Here is an 11,816-nt window from a genome sequence, read left to right as displayed (position 1 = left end):
GTGAAGGGAATGACTCAGTTTCACCGCATAGTCGCCTTGCTGGCCCTGGCCTTTGTGCTCGGCGGCTGCACCAGCAAGCCGGTGTATAACGCCAAGGAAGACTTTTCCGCCGACCTGGGTTTCACCCAATCGCAGATGAGCCGCGCCATCGTTACCGCCCTGAATGACCGCGAATGGGTCGTGCAATCGGTACGTCCGGGCATGATCAAGGCCGCCATCACCGTGCGTGGCCGGCACCACGCCGAAGTCGATATCCCGTTCACCCCGACCTCGTTCGAAATCGACTACCGCAGCAGCTACGGCCTGGACTACAAGGACGGCAAGATCCACGGCAACTACAACCGCTGGGTCAACAAACTGCGTGACAACGTCCTCAAAGAGCTGTCCTTCGATCCAACCATCGAGCAGGTCAATGAACTGGGCATCATCAAGCAAGGCGCCGAAGAGCCGACCTATCTGAGTTTTCGCGAAGGCGTAAAACGTGCCACCGACGCCGGCCTGCTGGACGGTAGCGTCAAGTTCTACCTGGCCGGCGAAACCTTGCCCAAGCAGGTGCGAAAACTCGACACCGTGAGCAGCAGCCGCAAGACCAACGGCTCCAATAAATCTGATCAGGACGCCTGCTTCTGGGCTCTGCAATCGGCCCTGGCGACCTTGCAGGACGCTGCGAAGAAAGCCGATGCAAACGCGGTGATCAACATCGCCAGTGTCGACAAGCGCGACCTCTACAAAGACACCGAAAAATTCCAGTGCCGCGCCGGGCTGGTGGTATCCAGCGTGGCGTTGCGTGGTGATTTGGCGCACGTGGACTGATACACGAAAAATCGTGGCGAGGGGGCTTGCCCCAATGCCCGTCAGTTAAAGTGCACAACCTGTGGGAGCGGGCTTGCTCGCGAAGAGGCCGTGTCAGTCGACATCATCGTTGCCTGATACACCGCCTTCGCGAGCAAGCCCGCTCCCACAGGGTTTGGCAATCTAGCCAGGCGGATCGAGGTTATCCAGCGCCCGATTCACCGCCAATTCCCCCAGCATGATCACTTGTTGAATCCCCAACAGGGTGTTGCGATGTGTTTCCTCCATCAACCCTGCAAAATCCTGAGCATCACCCTCGCCGAGGCCAGTGCGGCAAATTCCGGTCAGTCTGGTTCTACCTGAGGTACACAGGTCTCCCGTTCCAATGCCGTTGGGCCCTCGAACTCTGTCTGCAGTAGCGCCAAAAACGCCTCCCGAGCGGGGTGTCGACCTGAGTTTTCATGCCAGTAAAACAGGTTGTCGATACTCGTCAGTTCCGGGAATTCGTATCCTTGCCAACCTGCACTGTGGCGGTATTGCTCATAGATCCCGCGAGGTACCAGCGAAACGCCGGCACCTGCACTGACACATCCGACTATGGCGCCATAGCTTGCGATGCTGACGATCGGCAACACCTGCTCATGGCGCAACAGCCACTGCTCCAGCGCGAAGCGGTACGGACAGCCCGGGGGCCACATGAAAATCTCCTTACCTTGCAGATCCGCCGCCTGACGTAAAGGACCATGGGACGCGGACGCGATGAGGATTAAATCTTCCCGGTACACCACTGCACGCTTGAGCCCGGGGCGTTCAATGTTCACCGCCACGATCACCCCATCAAGTCGGTGATGCTGCGTATCGTCCAGCAGTTGAGCCCAAGTGCCAGTGCTCAACTCCAGCGACACCTGCGGGTACAGCGCATGGTACTTGGCCAATAACCGGGGCAGCCGTCCCGTAGCACTAGACTCAATGGCGCCAATGCGCAGAGGGCCGCCAGGCGTATTGGTAGGCGCTACCGCGCGCCGGGCCTCATCAGCCAAACCCAGGATTTTCGTCGCGTAATCAAGAAATACCTCCCCGGCAGGAGTGATCCGCAGCCCTCGACCGTCGCGGAAAAACAGTGGCGTGCCAAGCTCCCGCTCCAGGGATTTGAGGCGTGCGGTGATATTGGACGGCACGCAGTGCAACAACTCGGCGGCGCGCGCGATGCTGCCAAGGTCGTAAACCGTCTTGAACATGCGCAGTTGGGACAATTCCATGACTCACCCAGAGTGAATGTTCAGATCAGTTTAAGTCACTTGTAGTGATGTGACGTGTTTTTGATACTCCAATTAGCGCGCATCGCGTGACGCCGTCGCCCTTTCATATCCCTTGATGAGCAGGAGTTTTTTATGGAGTTAGTTGAGCGAAAAATCCAGTCCCTCGCCGAAAGTGTGTTCACCCATAAAGCATTGAATAACGCGTTCTACCAACGATGGATGGGTGGCTCGCTCCCCCTCGCCGACGTTGAGGTGTTTGCTCGAAACTATCTGGCCCGTACCACGCAGACCTCTCGTATGGTTGCCCTGTCATTTATAGGCACTGACGACCTATACGCTCAGGTCGAAATCGTCAAAAACCTGTACTCCGAGATGGGCTACGGCAACCCGGAAAAGGCCCACCTTGCCCTGCTGGAAAGTTATTTGATTGACCTTCTCAGTCGTCTCGCTGATCGACCGTACAGCATGGATGAACTTATGTCCGTGCCTGTGCTTGAAAGCACTATTGCGTTCAGCCGCGAGCAGTTGAGTCTTTATACCGACGGTGGTGACAGCAATAATCCGCGCCACGTGCTCGGCACATTGTTGGCTCAGGAGTGGCTGGCCTATTCGATGCTCACCCGTTTGTACGAAGGAGCACGTAACTATCAGCACCTGTATGCCAATAACGACGACTTTCATGAGCACTGCGAGTACTTCTACATCCACATCGGGGATGCGGAAAAAGAACACAAGATCCAGGCCGTGAAAGCCGCCACCCAGGAATGCACCACCGACCAGCACATAGAGGAAGTCAGCGCGTCGTTCAACCGCTTCCTGGTCATCACCGAGCAGTACTGGAACGGTATAGCCCGTGCCATGCCCAGCGTGCAAAATCGTGTTGCGTCCGGGATGACGATTTGATGAATACAAGGCCCAGCGTAAAAGTCGCTTTGGCGGCGGTTTTTGTAATCCTTTGCTGGGCCTATTCCCCCATTGGAATCCACATCGGGCTAAAGGCTTACGAGCCCGGTCATCTCGCGCTGGTGCGATTTCTCATCGCCTCAACGTTCATGGCCGGGGTCGCGTTGGTGGTGCGTATTTCCCTGCCCCGCCTTAAAGACCTGCCACTGCTGGCCGTGCTGGGATTCCTCGCCGTCAGCCTGCATCACATAGCCCTCAACTATGGCCAACAAGGCGTTAGCGCCGGGGCCGCCAGCGTACTGGCACAATCCACGCCGCTGTTCAGCACGCTATTGGCGCATTTCGCGTTCAAGGACCGGGTGAACGGCTGGCAATGGATCTGTGTGCTGTGCGGCCTACTCGGTGCCGCTGTGGTAGTCACCGGGGACCGTGGTTTTGGTGAGCTGGACGCGCACGGGCTGCTGATCCTGTTGGCGGCGCTGTCCTGGAGTCTGTATTTCGCCTTGCAAAAACGCCACTCCCAACGTTACGACGGGCTGACGATGGTGTGTTACACCATTTGGTCCGGCACGGTGCTGCTCCTTGTGTATGTCCCGGGCCTGTGGAGCGAAGCGCAAAACGCTTCAACTTCGGCCAACTTGGCGGTGCTCATTCTGGGCATCTTCCCCAGCGCCCTTGCGTACCTCGCCTGGGCATACGTACTGGCGCACAGCAATGTGAGCCGCGCCTCCATTTCGCTTTACCTGATACCGCCCACAGCCATGTTGATGGCCTCGTTGGTTCTGAGTGAACGCCCTTCGGCCATGGTCATCGTCGGAACGATCATTGTGCTGACGAGCGTACTCGCCCTCAATCTGGAACCATCGCAAGTCGCGGTTCCTGCCGACAAAGTTTGAACAGAGATCGTGACCACCTATGAATGATGCAGAAAATCCGACCCTGGCCTACGAACACCATGTGCTGATCTGCACCAACCTGCGCCCTGATGGTCGCCGTAGTTGCTCGGGCTCAGGCGCTCATGAATTGCTCAGTGCAGCAAAACGCAAGCTCGCCAAAATGGGTGCACCAGGAACATCGCGCGCCAACGCATCGGGCTGCCTGGGCCGCTGCGACCACGGCCCGGTCATGGTGATTTACCCAGCTAACCTGTGGTTCTCGTGCAAGACGCCGCAACAGGTTGAACGCATTCTCAATCAACACCTCTTCCGTCCCGATAAGCCGTTGTGACCCAAGTGGCCTAAGCAGGAATCCACGCCATGACCTGGACAGATGAAGACATGCGCATCGCCCAATGGATGTTGGCCGAATACCGTAAACAAGACTATCTACCGCAAGCCTTCGCCGCTCGGGAGATCCGTCTGATGTTCGGTGAAGCTCATGTGTACCAAAATCGCCACGGCAACTGGGCCGTGAACAAACCAATCCTCGAAGCCTTTAAAGCTCTGACTGCTGAGTACGTGGTATGGAGCCGAAGCTTTCAACTTTGGAGGCAAAGAACTGCACAAGATCCAGCGGGGATACGCGTGAGCCGCTGACAGGATATCCCGACGGCAATCATCAGTCTGCATCAAACGACAAACAACGCTGTGACCAACATCGTCTGTTTCTACAAAAGCAATGAGCGCAAGGATGCCAAGAAACAAAGGGAAAGCGGAGCATGTCATTTCGGAAACGTCCCACAGCCAGAGTTTTAGCTTCCCGGTAGGGTCCATGTTCCCCAGCGACATGTCGGGATTATCCCAAGGAAGAGAACAGCATGAATAACAAGGCGGTCATCGTTTTTAGTGGCGGACAAGACTCAACAACCTGTTTGATCCATGCACTGCAAACTTATGATGAAATTCACTGCATTACATTTGATTACGGTCAGCGCCATCGCGCAGAAGTTGAAGTGGCGCAACAGCTTTCGGCAAAACTTGGTGTGACAGCGCACAAGGTGCTCGACGTTTCATTATTAAATGAGTTAGCGATCAGCAGCCTGACTCGCGACAACATTCCAGTACCAACCACCGCCAGTTCAGGGAGGAGCCTGCCAAACACCTTCGTACCCGGTCGAAATATTCTTTTTTTAACGCTGGCGTCTATTTATGCCTATCAAGTTAGCGCTACGACTGTAATCACAGGTGTTTGTGAAACCGACTTTTCAGGCTATCCGGACTGCAGGGATGAATTTATCAAGGCTATGAATAAAGCCGTTGAATTGGGGATGGACTATAAATTACGAATTGAAACACCGCTCATGTGGCTGAACAAGTCTGAAACTTGGGCTCTGGCCGATCATTATGGAAAGCTTGAATTGATTCAGCACCACACACTGACTTGCTACAACGGAGTAAAAGGCAGTGGATGTGGTGACTGTGAGGCGTGCAATCTTCGAGCAAAAGGCTTTAATGAGTATCTCGAAAACAAATCAACGGTGATGAAAAGCCTGAAGGAAAAACTGCAAATTAAATAGCGTTTAACCGTGCAGGGGGAGCCTCATCCCCTGCCTTTTACGCAGCCTGTGTTCCAGCCACATACCTCTTAAACAAGGATCTTGCTCCATACGCAGGCAAAACGTTAAAAACAGCGAAACACATTTTTATGGCGATCTGGACATAAACGATATTAAGTAACTCCGCATTCGTCATGGTGCCGTAAAATGCAACAAAACAAAAAATAAAACTATCTATTATCACCGCAAAAAACGTACTTAAAAACACTCGCAAAAATAACAACCTTGCATTCGTAAGCTCCTTTATTTTGCTCAGCAAAAATGAATTTACATATTCAGAAAAAATAAAAGACACTGAGGATGCTACCAACACCGAGGACACGTGCGTCATGACTTCGCTGTAAGGCGCATCAAGCTTCCAACCTGACAAGCCAGGAAGATAGCTGGTCGCACTCAGCAAAACAGTAATGAGCGCATTACTTACGAATGCAAACAATATGGCTTTTCTTGCCAATCTAAGACCATAAAACTCATTTAACATATCGACTATTAAAAATGTCAGCGGGTACAGAAAAACTCCAGGCGTCACGACAACACCAAGCAATTCAATATACACAAGCTTTGTCGCGGCAATATTAGTGAAGATATATAGTGCAAACAGCAGTAGATTGAGAGCGACATAAACCATCCACGACCTTTCATGCCGATCATTTACCTCATACGCTGTCAATGCAGCCCCGCCAGAATAAAACTTCCTGTACACCGACTTCATCTCTGACCTGCTTAAATCATCCACTATTTCACTTTTCAATAAATCATCGAGCCTAACTTTGATGACCTTTCCCGTTGAGACAATCATGACAACGGCAAGTCCCTTACTATTCTCGAACCCTAACAGCTTATACTTTTTGTTTTCCGAAACACTATCCATTGAACCTCTCCTCCATTAACTCCCCAATTACAAGAACAACGTCAGAGCAACAGCAAGGTTCACTGGTTATGGACAACCGTTTCGTCGTCTTGTCGTACACCAATTTTTCTTTATTGCTACTCGGCAAACCCTTCTTAACTATTAACAAATCCCCCGACTCATTCACACCGCTAATTTCATTCTCCAGAAGCACACCGATTAAATTGCAGGCCGTACCGAAGTAGTAAGTCAGCGGATGGGTTGCGACCAATTCGCCAATCCTCTTGCCAAGACTCTGCTCAAGCAAGCTCTCTTTAATGATAGGGACGGCTGCTGGGTTCATATTGCCTTGCAAAGATACGCTATTTTCTATGATCTCCCTTTCTTCAAAATCAACAGTCTCTATCTCTTTGTAAGACACACCAAAGAAATCAGAAATCTTGCGAATTGTAGATTGTTGAACATTCACCACTCTCCCTTCCAGGATGTTATATATCGTAGTTCTGGTTAATCCACTTGCATTGCACAAGGACAGCTGCGTCTCCCCACGACTTTTTATCAAGTATTTAATATTATTCTTCAAATTTTCTGTTTTTTCTTTCTTATACATTAAATATCAACCACTTATTGCTTGAGCCAACTGCACCCTTGCTGAAACTACAGAGGCGCCGCTGTGAGATACCAGCATCCTACACCTCCAGGAGCTGTACAAAAATTAATGTCGCGAACATGGCAAACAATCGTTAAATAATATTTCACTCCCGACTCTTGAAATGCCATCCCGTTGTTATTGATCACTCAACCTTGCGAAACTTCCCACATTCATTTCTTACAGCAAACCCCTACAGAATTTACTTGACAAGAAATGAATCATTTAATTATGCAAATGTTCATTTATTTGATTAATCAAATAGAATTTTCTGGTAATAAATCTACCGCTCCACTCTCCTTTGCACGCAGCCAATCAATCTTGGCTTACTGCATGGGGCTAGTGGCTTCTTAAATCTTGAAGGGAATTCCAATATGAAAAAGATCCCCCCTACCCCCTCGGATTCGCAAAATTCATCATCCGACAACACCGTCGATTTACCCAAGCTCTCCGAAATCACCGAACGTCGCGTCAGCGCCCGCCTGCGCCATCCAGACCGTCCCGACCCTGTCAGCCACGTCTTCACCATCGTCCCGGATGCCGACACGGAATCTCTGCTCTGTCATGCCTGCGAAACCCTCGCATCGCTGAATGTCATGAGCACCGATCTGGCTGGCGAACTCGAAGGCTCGCGCCACAATGTGGCGTTGGCCATCCAGCAACTGGCCGTGCTGGGGGAGTTATTGGTCAATCGGGTGCTAGACAAACTGGAGCTGTCCGATGGGTCAGCAGCTCCCTCAAACAGCCAATGCTGAGTAGTACGTTCTGTTACCAAATGGAGGTTTCTCGTCATGGATCGATACATGCCTATCACCGGCATCGACTGCACCATCGCATCGTTGGTGATCGACACCGAAGCACCGCTGGACGTGTTGCACGAAACCGCGGCCTACCGCATTCGCACCGCGACCCAACTGCTGGAAAATTTCGCGTCTAGCGAGGGCATTTACAGTGAGCTGGCGCGGGTGTTGGTGACTTCGTTGCGCGATGGCTGCGATTTGATGGATGTCATTGGTCGACGATTGCAGGTGCAGGTCTCGGTGTAGTGCCTGGTAAAGAAAAACGGGTGACCTCACTGAGGTTACCCGTCGTTACGTCTTCAAAGGCTCAACCTTACGCGTCAACAACTCCACAAACGCCTTCGCCATCGGCGACTTCTGATCCTTGCGCTGTACCAGCCACACCGCCGACACCGCTTCCGGATCGAGCAAAGGCCGATAGACCACACCATCAATGCGCATCCGCTGATAAGACGCCGGCAACACCGACACCCCAAGCCCCGCCGCCACCAAACCGATAATCGTCATTGCCTCGCCAGCCTCCTGGGCGAAGTGCGGGCTGAAACCGGCATCCCGCGCCAGGCTGAGCAGCTGTGCGTACAAACCACTGCCATAGCTGCGTGGGAAAAATACGAATGGTTCGAGGGCCAGGGCTGACAGGAACAGGCCGTCTTCGCTGCCATTCACCAGCGGATGCTTGGAGCTGAGCACCGCCACCAGTGGCTCGCGCGTCAGTTCCACCACGCTGAGCGAGTCCGGCAACCCCAGCGGTCGCATGATGCCGACTTCGATCGACTCATCCACCAGCGCATCGGCTACTTGGGTGCTGCTCATTTCCCGCAGATGCAAATGCACCGCCGGAAAGCGCTGGCGAAACGAGAAAATTGCCTGGGGAATGGTCGAGTTGAACGGTGCCGACGAGGTGAAGCCGATCTTCAGCTCACCCAACTCACCGAGTTGTGCCCGTCGTGCAACGTCCGCCGCTTTGTCGACCTGAGCCAGCACCAACCGCGCCTCTTCCAGAAACAGCCGACCGGCCTCGCTGAGTTCAACCCGACGATTGGTCCGCTCGAACAGACGCGCCCCCACTTCCTGCTCCAGCGCCTGAATCTGCTGGCTCAGCGGCGGCTGCGAGATGCCCAGCACCTGGGCGGCGCGGCCGAAGTGCAGTTCTTCGGCGACGGCGATGAAGTAGCGCAGGTGGCGCAATTCCATGAAAACTCCATTAGGTCGTACAACCTATCAAATAGGTCGAACAATATATTGGATTGAATCATTAGGCAGCTATATGCTTTTTTCATTGCCTGACCGGCTGCGCCCCCCGAGGTCCGAAGTGAAAACTGCTGTCGCTCCACTTGCCCATGAAGTTCCGCCCGCAGCGGTGGACGATGTTGTCGCCGAGCTAAAGGAGATCTACATCGAAAAAGGCACACCGATGTTTATGCGCACGGTGCTGGCGCTGTTCTCGGGCGGTTTCGCGACCTTTGCCTTGCTGTATTGCGTGCAGCCGATGATGCCGCTGCTGTCCCGCGAGTTTTCCATCAACGCGGCCCAGAGCAGCCTGATCCTGTCGGTCGCCACCGGCATGCTCGCCATCGGTTTGCTGATCACCGGCCCGATCTCTGATCGCATCGGGCGTAAACCGGTGATGGTCGCCGCACTGTTCGCCGCCGCTCTCTGCACCATGGCCAGCGCAATGATCCCGAGTTGGCAAGGCGTGCTGGTGATGCGGGCGCTGGTGGGGCTGTCGTTGAGCGGTCTGGCGGCGGTCGCGATGACTTACCTGAGCGAAGAAATTCACCCGCAGCACCTTGGCCTGGCCATGGGTTTGTACATCGGTGGCAACGCCATCGGCGGCATGTGTGGACGGTTGATCGTCGGGGTATTGATCGACTTCGTCAGCTGGCACACGGCGATGCTGGTCATCGGTGGTCTGGCACTGATTGCCGCAGCGGTGTTCTGGAAAATCCTCCCGGAATCGCGCAACTTCCGCGCCCGCTCGCTGCATCCGCGTAGCTTGCTGGACGGTTTCACCATGCACTTTCGCGATGCTGGTCTACCACTGTTGTTTGTCGAAGCGTTCGTGCTGATGGGCGCGTTCGTCACGCTGTTCAACTACATCGGGTATCGCTTGCTGGCCGAGCCGTACCATATGGACCAGGCCTTCGTAGGGCTGCTTTCGGTGGTGTACCTGTCGGGCATCTACAGCTCGGCGAAAATCGGCGCCCTGGCCGACCAGCTCGGCCGGCGCAAAGTGCTCTGGGCAACCATCGTGGTCATGCTCGCGGGCATCGCTTTGACCATGTTCACGCCGTTACCGCTGGTGATTCTCGGCATGCTGATCTTTACCTTCGGCTTCTTCGGGGCGCATTCGGTGGCCAGTAGCTGGATTGGCCGTCGTGCGATCAAGGCCAGAGGACAGGCGTCGTCGCTGTATCTGTTCAGCTATTACGCCGGTTCGAGTATTGCGGGTACGGCGGGCGGCGTGGCTTGGCATTTGGGGGGCTGGAACGGGATCGGGTTGTTCATCAGCGGATTGCTGGTAATTGCGCTGTTGGTGGCGTTGAAGCTGGCGAAGTTGCCGCCGTTGGAGAATTTGAAGGCGTGACGCACAACCCTGTGGGAGCGGGCTTGCCCGCGATAGCGATGGTCGGTTCAGCATATGTGTTGTATGAGATGACGCCATCGCGGGCAAGCCCGCTCCCACAATGAACTGCATCCACTTATCATTTTCTGAACCACAAACAAAAACGCCCGGCAAATGCCGGGCGTTTTTTATCGGGCGACGATCACTCGTGATATTGCGCCGACAGCTCATGCACCGCGCGCAAGAAAGCGCCTGCGTGCTCCGGATCAACTTCAGGTGTAATGCCATGGCCGAGGTTGAACACGTGGCCGCTGCCTTTGCCGTAGCTGGCGAGGATCCGGCCGACTTCGGTGCGGATGGCTTCTGGCTTGGCGTAGAGCACGGTCGGGTCCATGTTGCCTTGCAGGGCGACTTTGCTGCCGACCCGTTGGCGGGCTTCGCCAATGTCGCAGGTCCAGTCCAGGCCCAGCGCATCAGCACCAGCGTCAGCGATGCTTTCCAGCCACAGGCCGCCGTTCTTGGTGAACAGGATGACCGGTACTTTGCGGCCTTCGTGCTCGCGGATCAGGCCGCTGACGATTTTGCGCATGTAGGCCAGGGAGAATTCCTGGTACGCCGCCGCCGAAAGGCTGCCGCCCCAACTGTCGAAGATCTGCACTGCTTGCGCCCCGGCCATGATCTGGCCGTTGAGGTAGCTGGTGACCGTCTGCGCGAGCTTGTCCAGCAGCAGGTGCAAGGCTTGCGGGTTGTCGTAGAGCATGGTTTTGGTCTTGCGGTAGTCTTTCGACGAGCCGCCTTCGACCATGTAGGTGGCCAGGGTCCATGGGCTGCCGGCGAAGCCGATCAGCGGCACGCGGCCGTTCAGTTCGCGGCGGATGGTGCTGACTGCGTCCATGACGTAGCCGAGGTCTTTGTGCGGATCAGGAATCGGCAGAGCTTCGATGTCGGCCAGGGTGCTGATGACTTTCTTGAAGCGCGGACCTTCACCGGTCTCGAAGTACAGGCCTTGGCCCATGGCATCGGGGATGGTCAGGATGTCAGAGAACAGGATCGCCGCGTCCAGTTGTGGGTAGCGGTCGAGCGGCTGCATCGTGACTTCGCAAGCGAACTCCGGGTTCATGCACAGGCTCATGAAGTCGCCGGCCTTGGCACGGCTGGCGCGGTATTCCGGCAGGTAGCGACCGGCCTGACGCATCATCCACACAGGGGTGACGTCTACGGGTTGCTTGAGCAGGGCGCGAAGGAAACGGTCGTTCTTCAGGGCAGTCATGTCGGCATCCGGAAAAAAAGTGCGGGCATTTTCTCAGAGCGCGACGCAAAAGGCACGGTAAGAGCCGTTCCTTTTGTCTATCGGGTCAATTTGTCGCGGTGGAATGCAGTTTTCGTTACACCAAAAAACACTGTGGGAGCTGGCTTGCCAGCGATGCGGGCACCTCGGTCTTTCAGTCAGACCGAGGTGATGCTATCGCTGGCAAGCCAGCTCCCACAGGTATTGCATTCCAA

14 protein-coding genes and 1 pseudogene are annotated in these 11,816 nt (G+C 54.7%); 9 read left to right on the top strand and 6 right to left on the bottom strand.

Annotated elements, in window-relative coordinates; genetic code table 11:
- Positions 1-9 precede the first annotated feature (9 nt).
- Positions 10-813 carry a hypothetical protein gene (locus ACZ3HH_RS04675; RefSeq protein ID WP_465803021.1) on the top strand — a complete coding sequence of 268 codons (804 nt, stop codon included), beginning with the start codon at positions 10-12 and terminating at the stop codon, positions 811-813.
- A gap of 162 nt (positions 814-975) precedes the next feature.
- Here ACZ3HH_RS04675 and ACZ3HH_RS04670 read toward each other — a convergent pair.
- Together ACZ3HH_RS04670 and ACZ3HH_RS04665 are read right to left on the bottom strand one after the other, a co-directional pair.
- A pseudogene (locus ACZ3HH_RS04670) lies at positions 976-1,124 on the bottom strand (DUF6124 family protein); the annotation flags it as partial.
- 12 nt (positions 1,125-1,136) lie between these two features.
- Positions 1,137-2,051: a LysR family transcriptional regulator gene (locus ACZ3HH_RS04665; RefSeq protein WP_465803019.1), complete on the bottom strand. Its 915-nt coding sequence runs from the start codon at positions 2,049-2,051 to the stop codon at positions 1,137-1,139.
- A gap of 132 nt (positions 2,052-2,183) precedes the next feature.
- Between ACZ3HH_RS04665 and ACZ3HH_RS04660 the strand changes: the two genes are divergently transcribed.
- The 5 genes from ACZ3HH_RS04660 to queC all read left to right on the top strand — a co-directional run bounded on the left by ACZ3HH_RS04660 (position 2,184) and on the right by queC (position 5,409).
- Positions 2,184-2,954: an iron-containing redox enzyme family protein gene (locus ACZ3HH_RS04660; RefSeq protein ID WP_465803017.1), complete on the top strand. Its 771-nt coding sequence runs from the start codon at positions 2,184-2,186 to the stop codon at positions 2,952-2,954.
- Entirely contained in the window at positions 2,954-3,850 is an 897-nt protein-coding gene (locus ACZ3HH_RS04655) for a DMT family transporter (protein ID WP_253417132.1), read from the top strand. Before ACZ3HH_RS04660 ends, ACZ3HH_RS04655 begins: the two co-directional genes overlap by 1 nt.
- A gap of 19 nt (positions 3,851-3,869) precedes the next feature.
- The gene (locus ACZ3HH_RS04650) at positions 3,870-4,181 is read left to right on the top strand and encodes a (2Fe-2S) ferredoxin domain-containing protein (RefSeq protein ID WP_253417133.1); all 312 of its coding nucleotides are present in this window, start codon (positions 3,870-3,872) and stop codon (positions 4,179-4,181) included.
- A 29-nt stretch (positions 4,182-4,210) separates the two neighbouring features.
- Positions 4,211-4,489 carry a DUF6953 family protein gene (locus ACZ3HH_RS04645; RefSeq protein ID WP_465803015.1) on the top strand — a complete coding sequence of 93 codons (279 nt, stop codon included), beginning with the start codon at positions 4,211-4,213 and terminating at the stop codon, positions 4,487-4,489.
- Between the two features lie 221 nt (positions 4,490-4,710).
- Entirely contained in the window at positions 4,711-5,409 is a 699-nt protein-coding gene (queC, locus tag ACZ3HH_RS04640) for a 7-cyano-7-deazaguanine synthase QueC (protein WP_465803014.1), read from the top strand.
- Between the two features lie 37 nt (positions 5,410-5,446).
- Here queC and ACZ3HH_RS04635 read toward each other — a convergent pair whose 3' ends face one another.
- Together ACZ3HH_RS04635 and ACZ3HH_RS04630 are read right to left on the bottom strand one after the other, a co-directional pair.
- Positions 5,447-6,319, bottom strand: a complete 873-nt coding sequence (locus tag ACZ3HH_RS04635; protein ID WP_465803012.1) for a queuosine precursor transporter — start codon at positions 6,317-6,319, stop codon at positions 5,447-5,449.
- Positions 6,312-6,908, bottom strand: a complete 597-nt coding sequence (locus ACZ3HH_RS04630; RefSeq protein ID WP_332731989.1) for a helix-turn-helix transcriptional regulator — start codon at positions 6,906-6,908, stop codon at positions 6,312-6,314. Before ACZ3HH_RS04630 ends, ACZ3HH_RS04635 begins: the two co-directional genes overlap by 8 nt.
- A 413-nt stretch (positions 6,909-7,321) precedes the next feature.
- Between ACZ3HH_RS04630 and ACZ3HH_RS04625 the strand changes: the two genes are divergently transcribed.
- Together ACZ3HH_RS04625 and ACZ3HH_RS04620 are read left to right on the top strand one after the other, a co-directional pair.
- Complete coding sequence (locus ACZ3HH_RS04625; protein WP_465803011.1) at positions 7,322-7,702, top strand: DUF6124 family protein; 381 nt, start codon at positions 7,322-7,324, stop codon at positions 7,700-7,702.
- Positions 7,703-7,738: 36 nt separating this feature from the next.
- On the top strand, positions 7,739-7,993 hold the full coding sequence (locus ACZ3HH_RS04620; protein ID WP_253417139.1) for a hypothetical protein: 255 nt from the start codon (positions 7,739-7,741) through the stop codon (positions 7,991-7,993).
- Positions 7,994-8,038: 45 nt separating this feature from the next.
- Here the strand turns inward: ACZ3HH_RS04620 and ACZ3HH_RS04615 are convergent, their stop codons facing one another.
- Positions 8,039-8,941, bottom strand: a complete 903-nt coding sequence (locus ACZ3HH_RS04615) for a LysR family transcriptional regulator (protein WP_465803010.1) — start codon at positions 8,939-8,941, stop codon at positions 8,039-8,041.
- Between the two features lie 166 nt (positions 8,942-9,107).
- Between ACZ3HH_RS04615 and ACZ3HH_RS04610 the strand changes: the two genes are divergently transcribed.
- Positions 9,108-10,334 carry an MFS transporter gene (locus ACZ3HH_RS04610; RefSeq protein WP_465803396.1) on the top strand — a complete coding sequence of 409 codons (1,227 nt, stop codon included), beginning with the start codon at positions 9,108-9,110 and terminating at the stop codon, positions 10,332-10,334.
- A 181-nt stretch (positions 10,335-10,515) separates the two neighbouring features.
- On the opposite strand, the gene hemE is transcribed toward ACZ3HH_RS04610, so the two are convergent.
- Positions 10,516-11,583: a uroporphyrinogen decarboxylase gene (gene hemE / locus ACZ3HH_RS04605; protein WP_465803008.1), complete on the bottom strand. Its 1,068-nt coding sequence runs from the start codon at positions 11,581-11,583 to the stop codon at positions 10,516-10,518.
- Positions 11,584-11,816 lie beyond the last annotated feature (233 nt).

The sequence above is a fragment of the Pseudomonas sp. PME37.24/025 genome (assembly GCF_055556615.1).
This window is presented reverse-complemented; position numbering and strand designations above follow the sequence as displayed.

Coding starts and splice junctions, on each gene's coding strand:
- ACZ3HH_RS04675 (WP_465803021.1), top strand. CDS start 10: ATGACTCAGTTTCACCGCATAGTCGCCTTGCTGGCCCTGGCCTTTGTG.
- ACZ3HH_RS04665 (WP_465803019.1), bottom strand. CDS start 2,051: ATGGAATTGTCCCAACTGCGCATGTTCAAGACGGTTTACGACCTTGGC.
- ACZ3HH_RS04660 (WP_465803017.1), top strand. CDS start 2,184: ATGGAGTTAGTTGAGCGAAAAATCCAGTCCCTCGCCGAAAGTGTGTTC.
- ACZ3HH_RS04655 (WP_253417132.1), top strand. CDS start 2,954: ATGAATACAAGGCCCAGCGTAAAAGTCGCTTTGGCGGCGGTTTTTGTA.
- ACZ3HH_RS04650 (WP_253417133.1), top strand. CDS start 3,870: ATGAATGATGCAGAAAATCCGACCCTGGCCTACGAACACCATGTGCTG.
- ACZ3HH_RS04645 (WP_465803015.1), top strand. CDS start 4,211: ATGACCTGGACAGATGAAGACATGCGCATCGCCCAATGGATGTTGGCC.
- queC (WP_465803014.1), top strand. CDS start 4,711: ATGAATAACAAGGCGGTCATCGTTTTTAGTGGCGGACAAGACTCAACA.
- ACZ3HH_RS04635 (WP_465803012.1), bottom strand. CDS start 6,319: ATGGATAGTGTTTCGGAAAACAAAAAGTATAAGCTGTTAGGGTTCGAG.
- ACZ3HH_RS04630 (WP_332731989.1), bottom strand. CDS start 6,908: ATGTATAAGAAAGAAAAAACAGAAAATTTGAAGAATAATATTAAATAC.
- ACZ3HH_RS04625 (WP_465803011.1), top strand. CDS start 7,322: ATGAAAAAGATCCCCCCTACCCCCTCGGATTCGCAAAATTCATCATCC.
- ACZ3HH_RS04620 (WP_253417139.1), top strand. CDS start 7,739: ATGGATCGATACATGCCTATCACCGGCATCGACTGCACCATCGCATCG.
- ACZ3HH_RS04615 (WP_465803010.1), bottom strand. CDS start 8,941: ATGGAATTGCGCCACCTGCGCTACTTCATCGCCGTCGCCGAAGAACTG.
- hemE (WP_465803008.1), bottom strand. CDS start 11,583: ATGACTGCCCTGAAGAACGACCGTTTCCTTCGCGCCCTGCTCAAGCAA.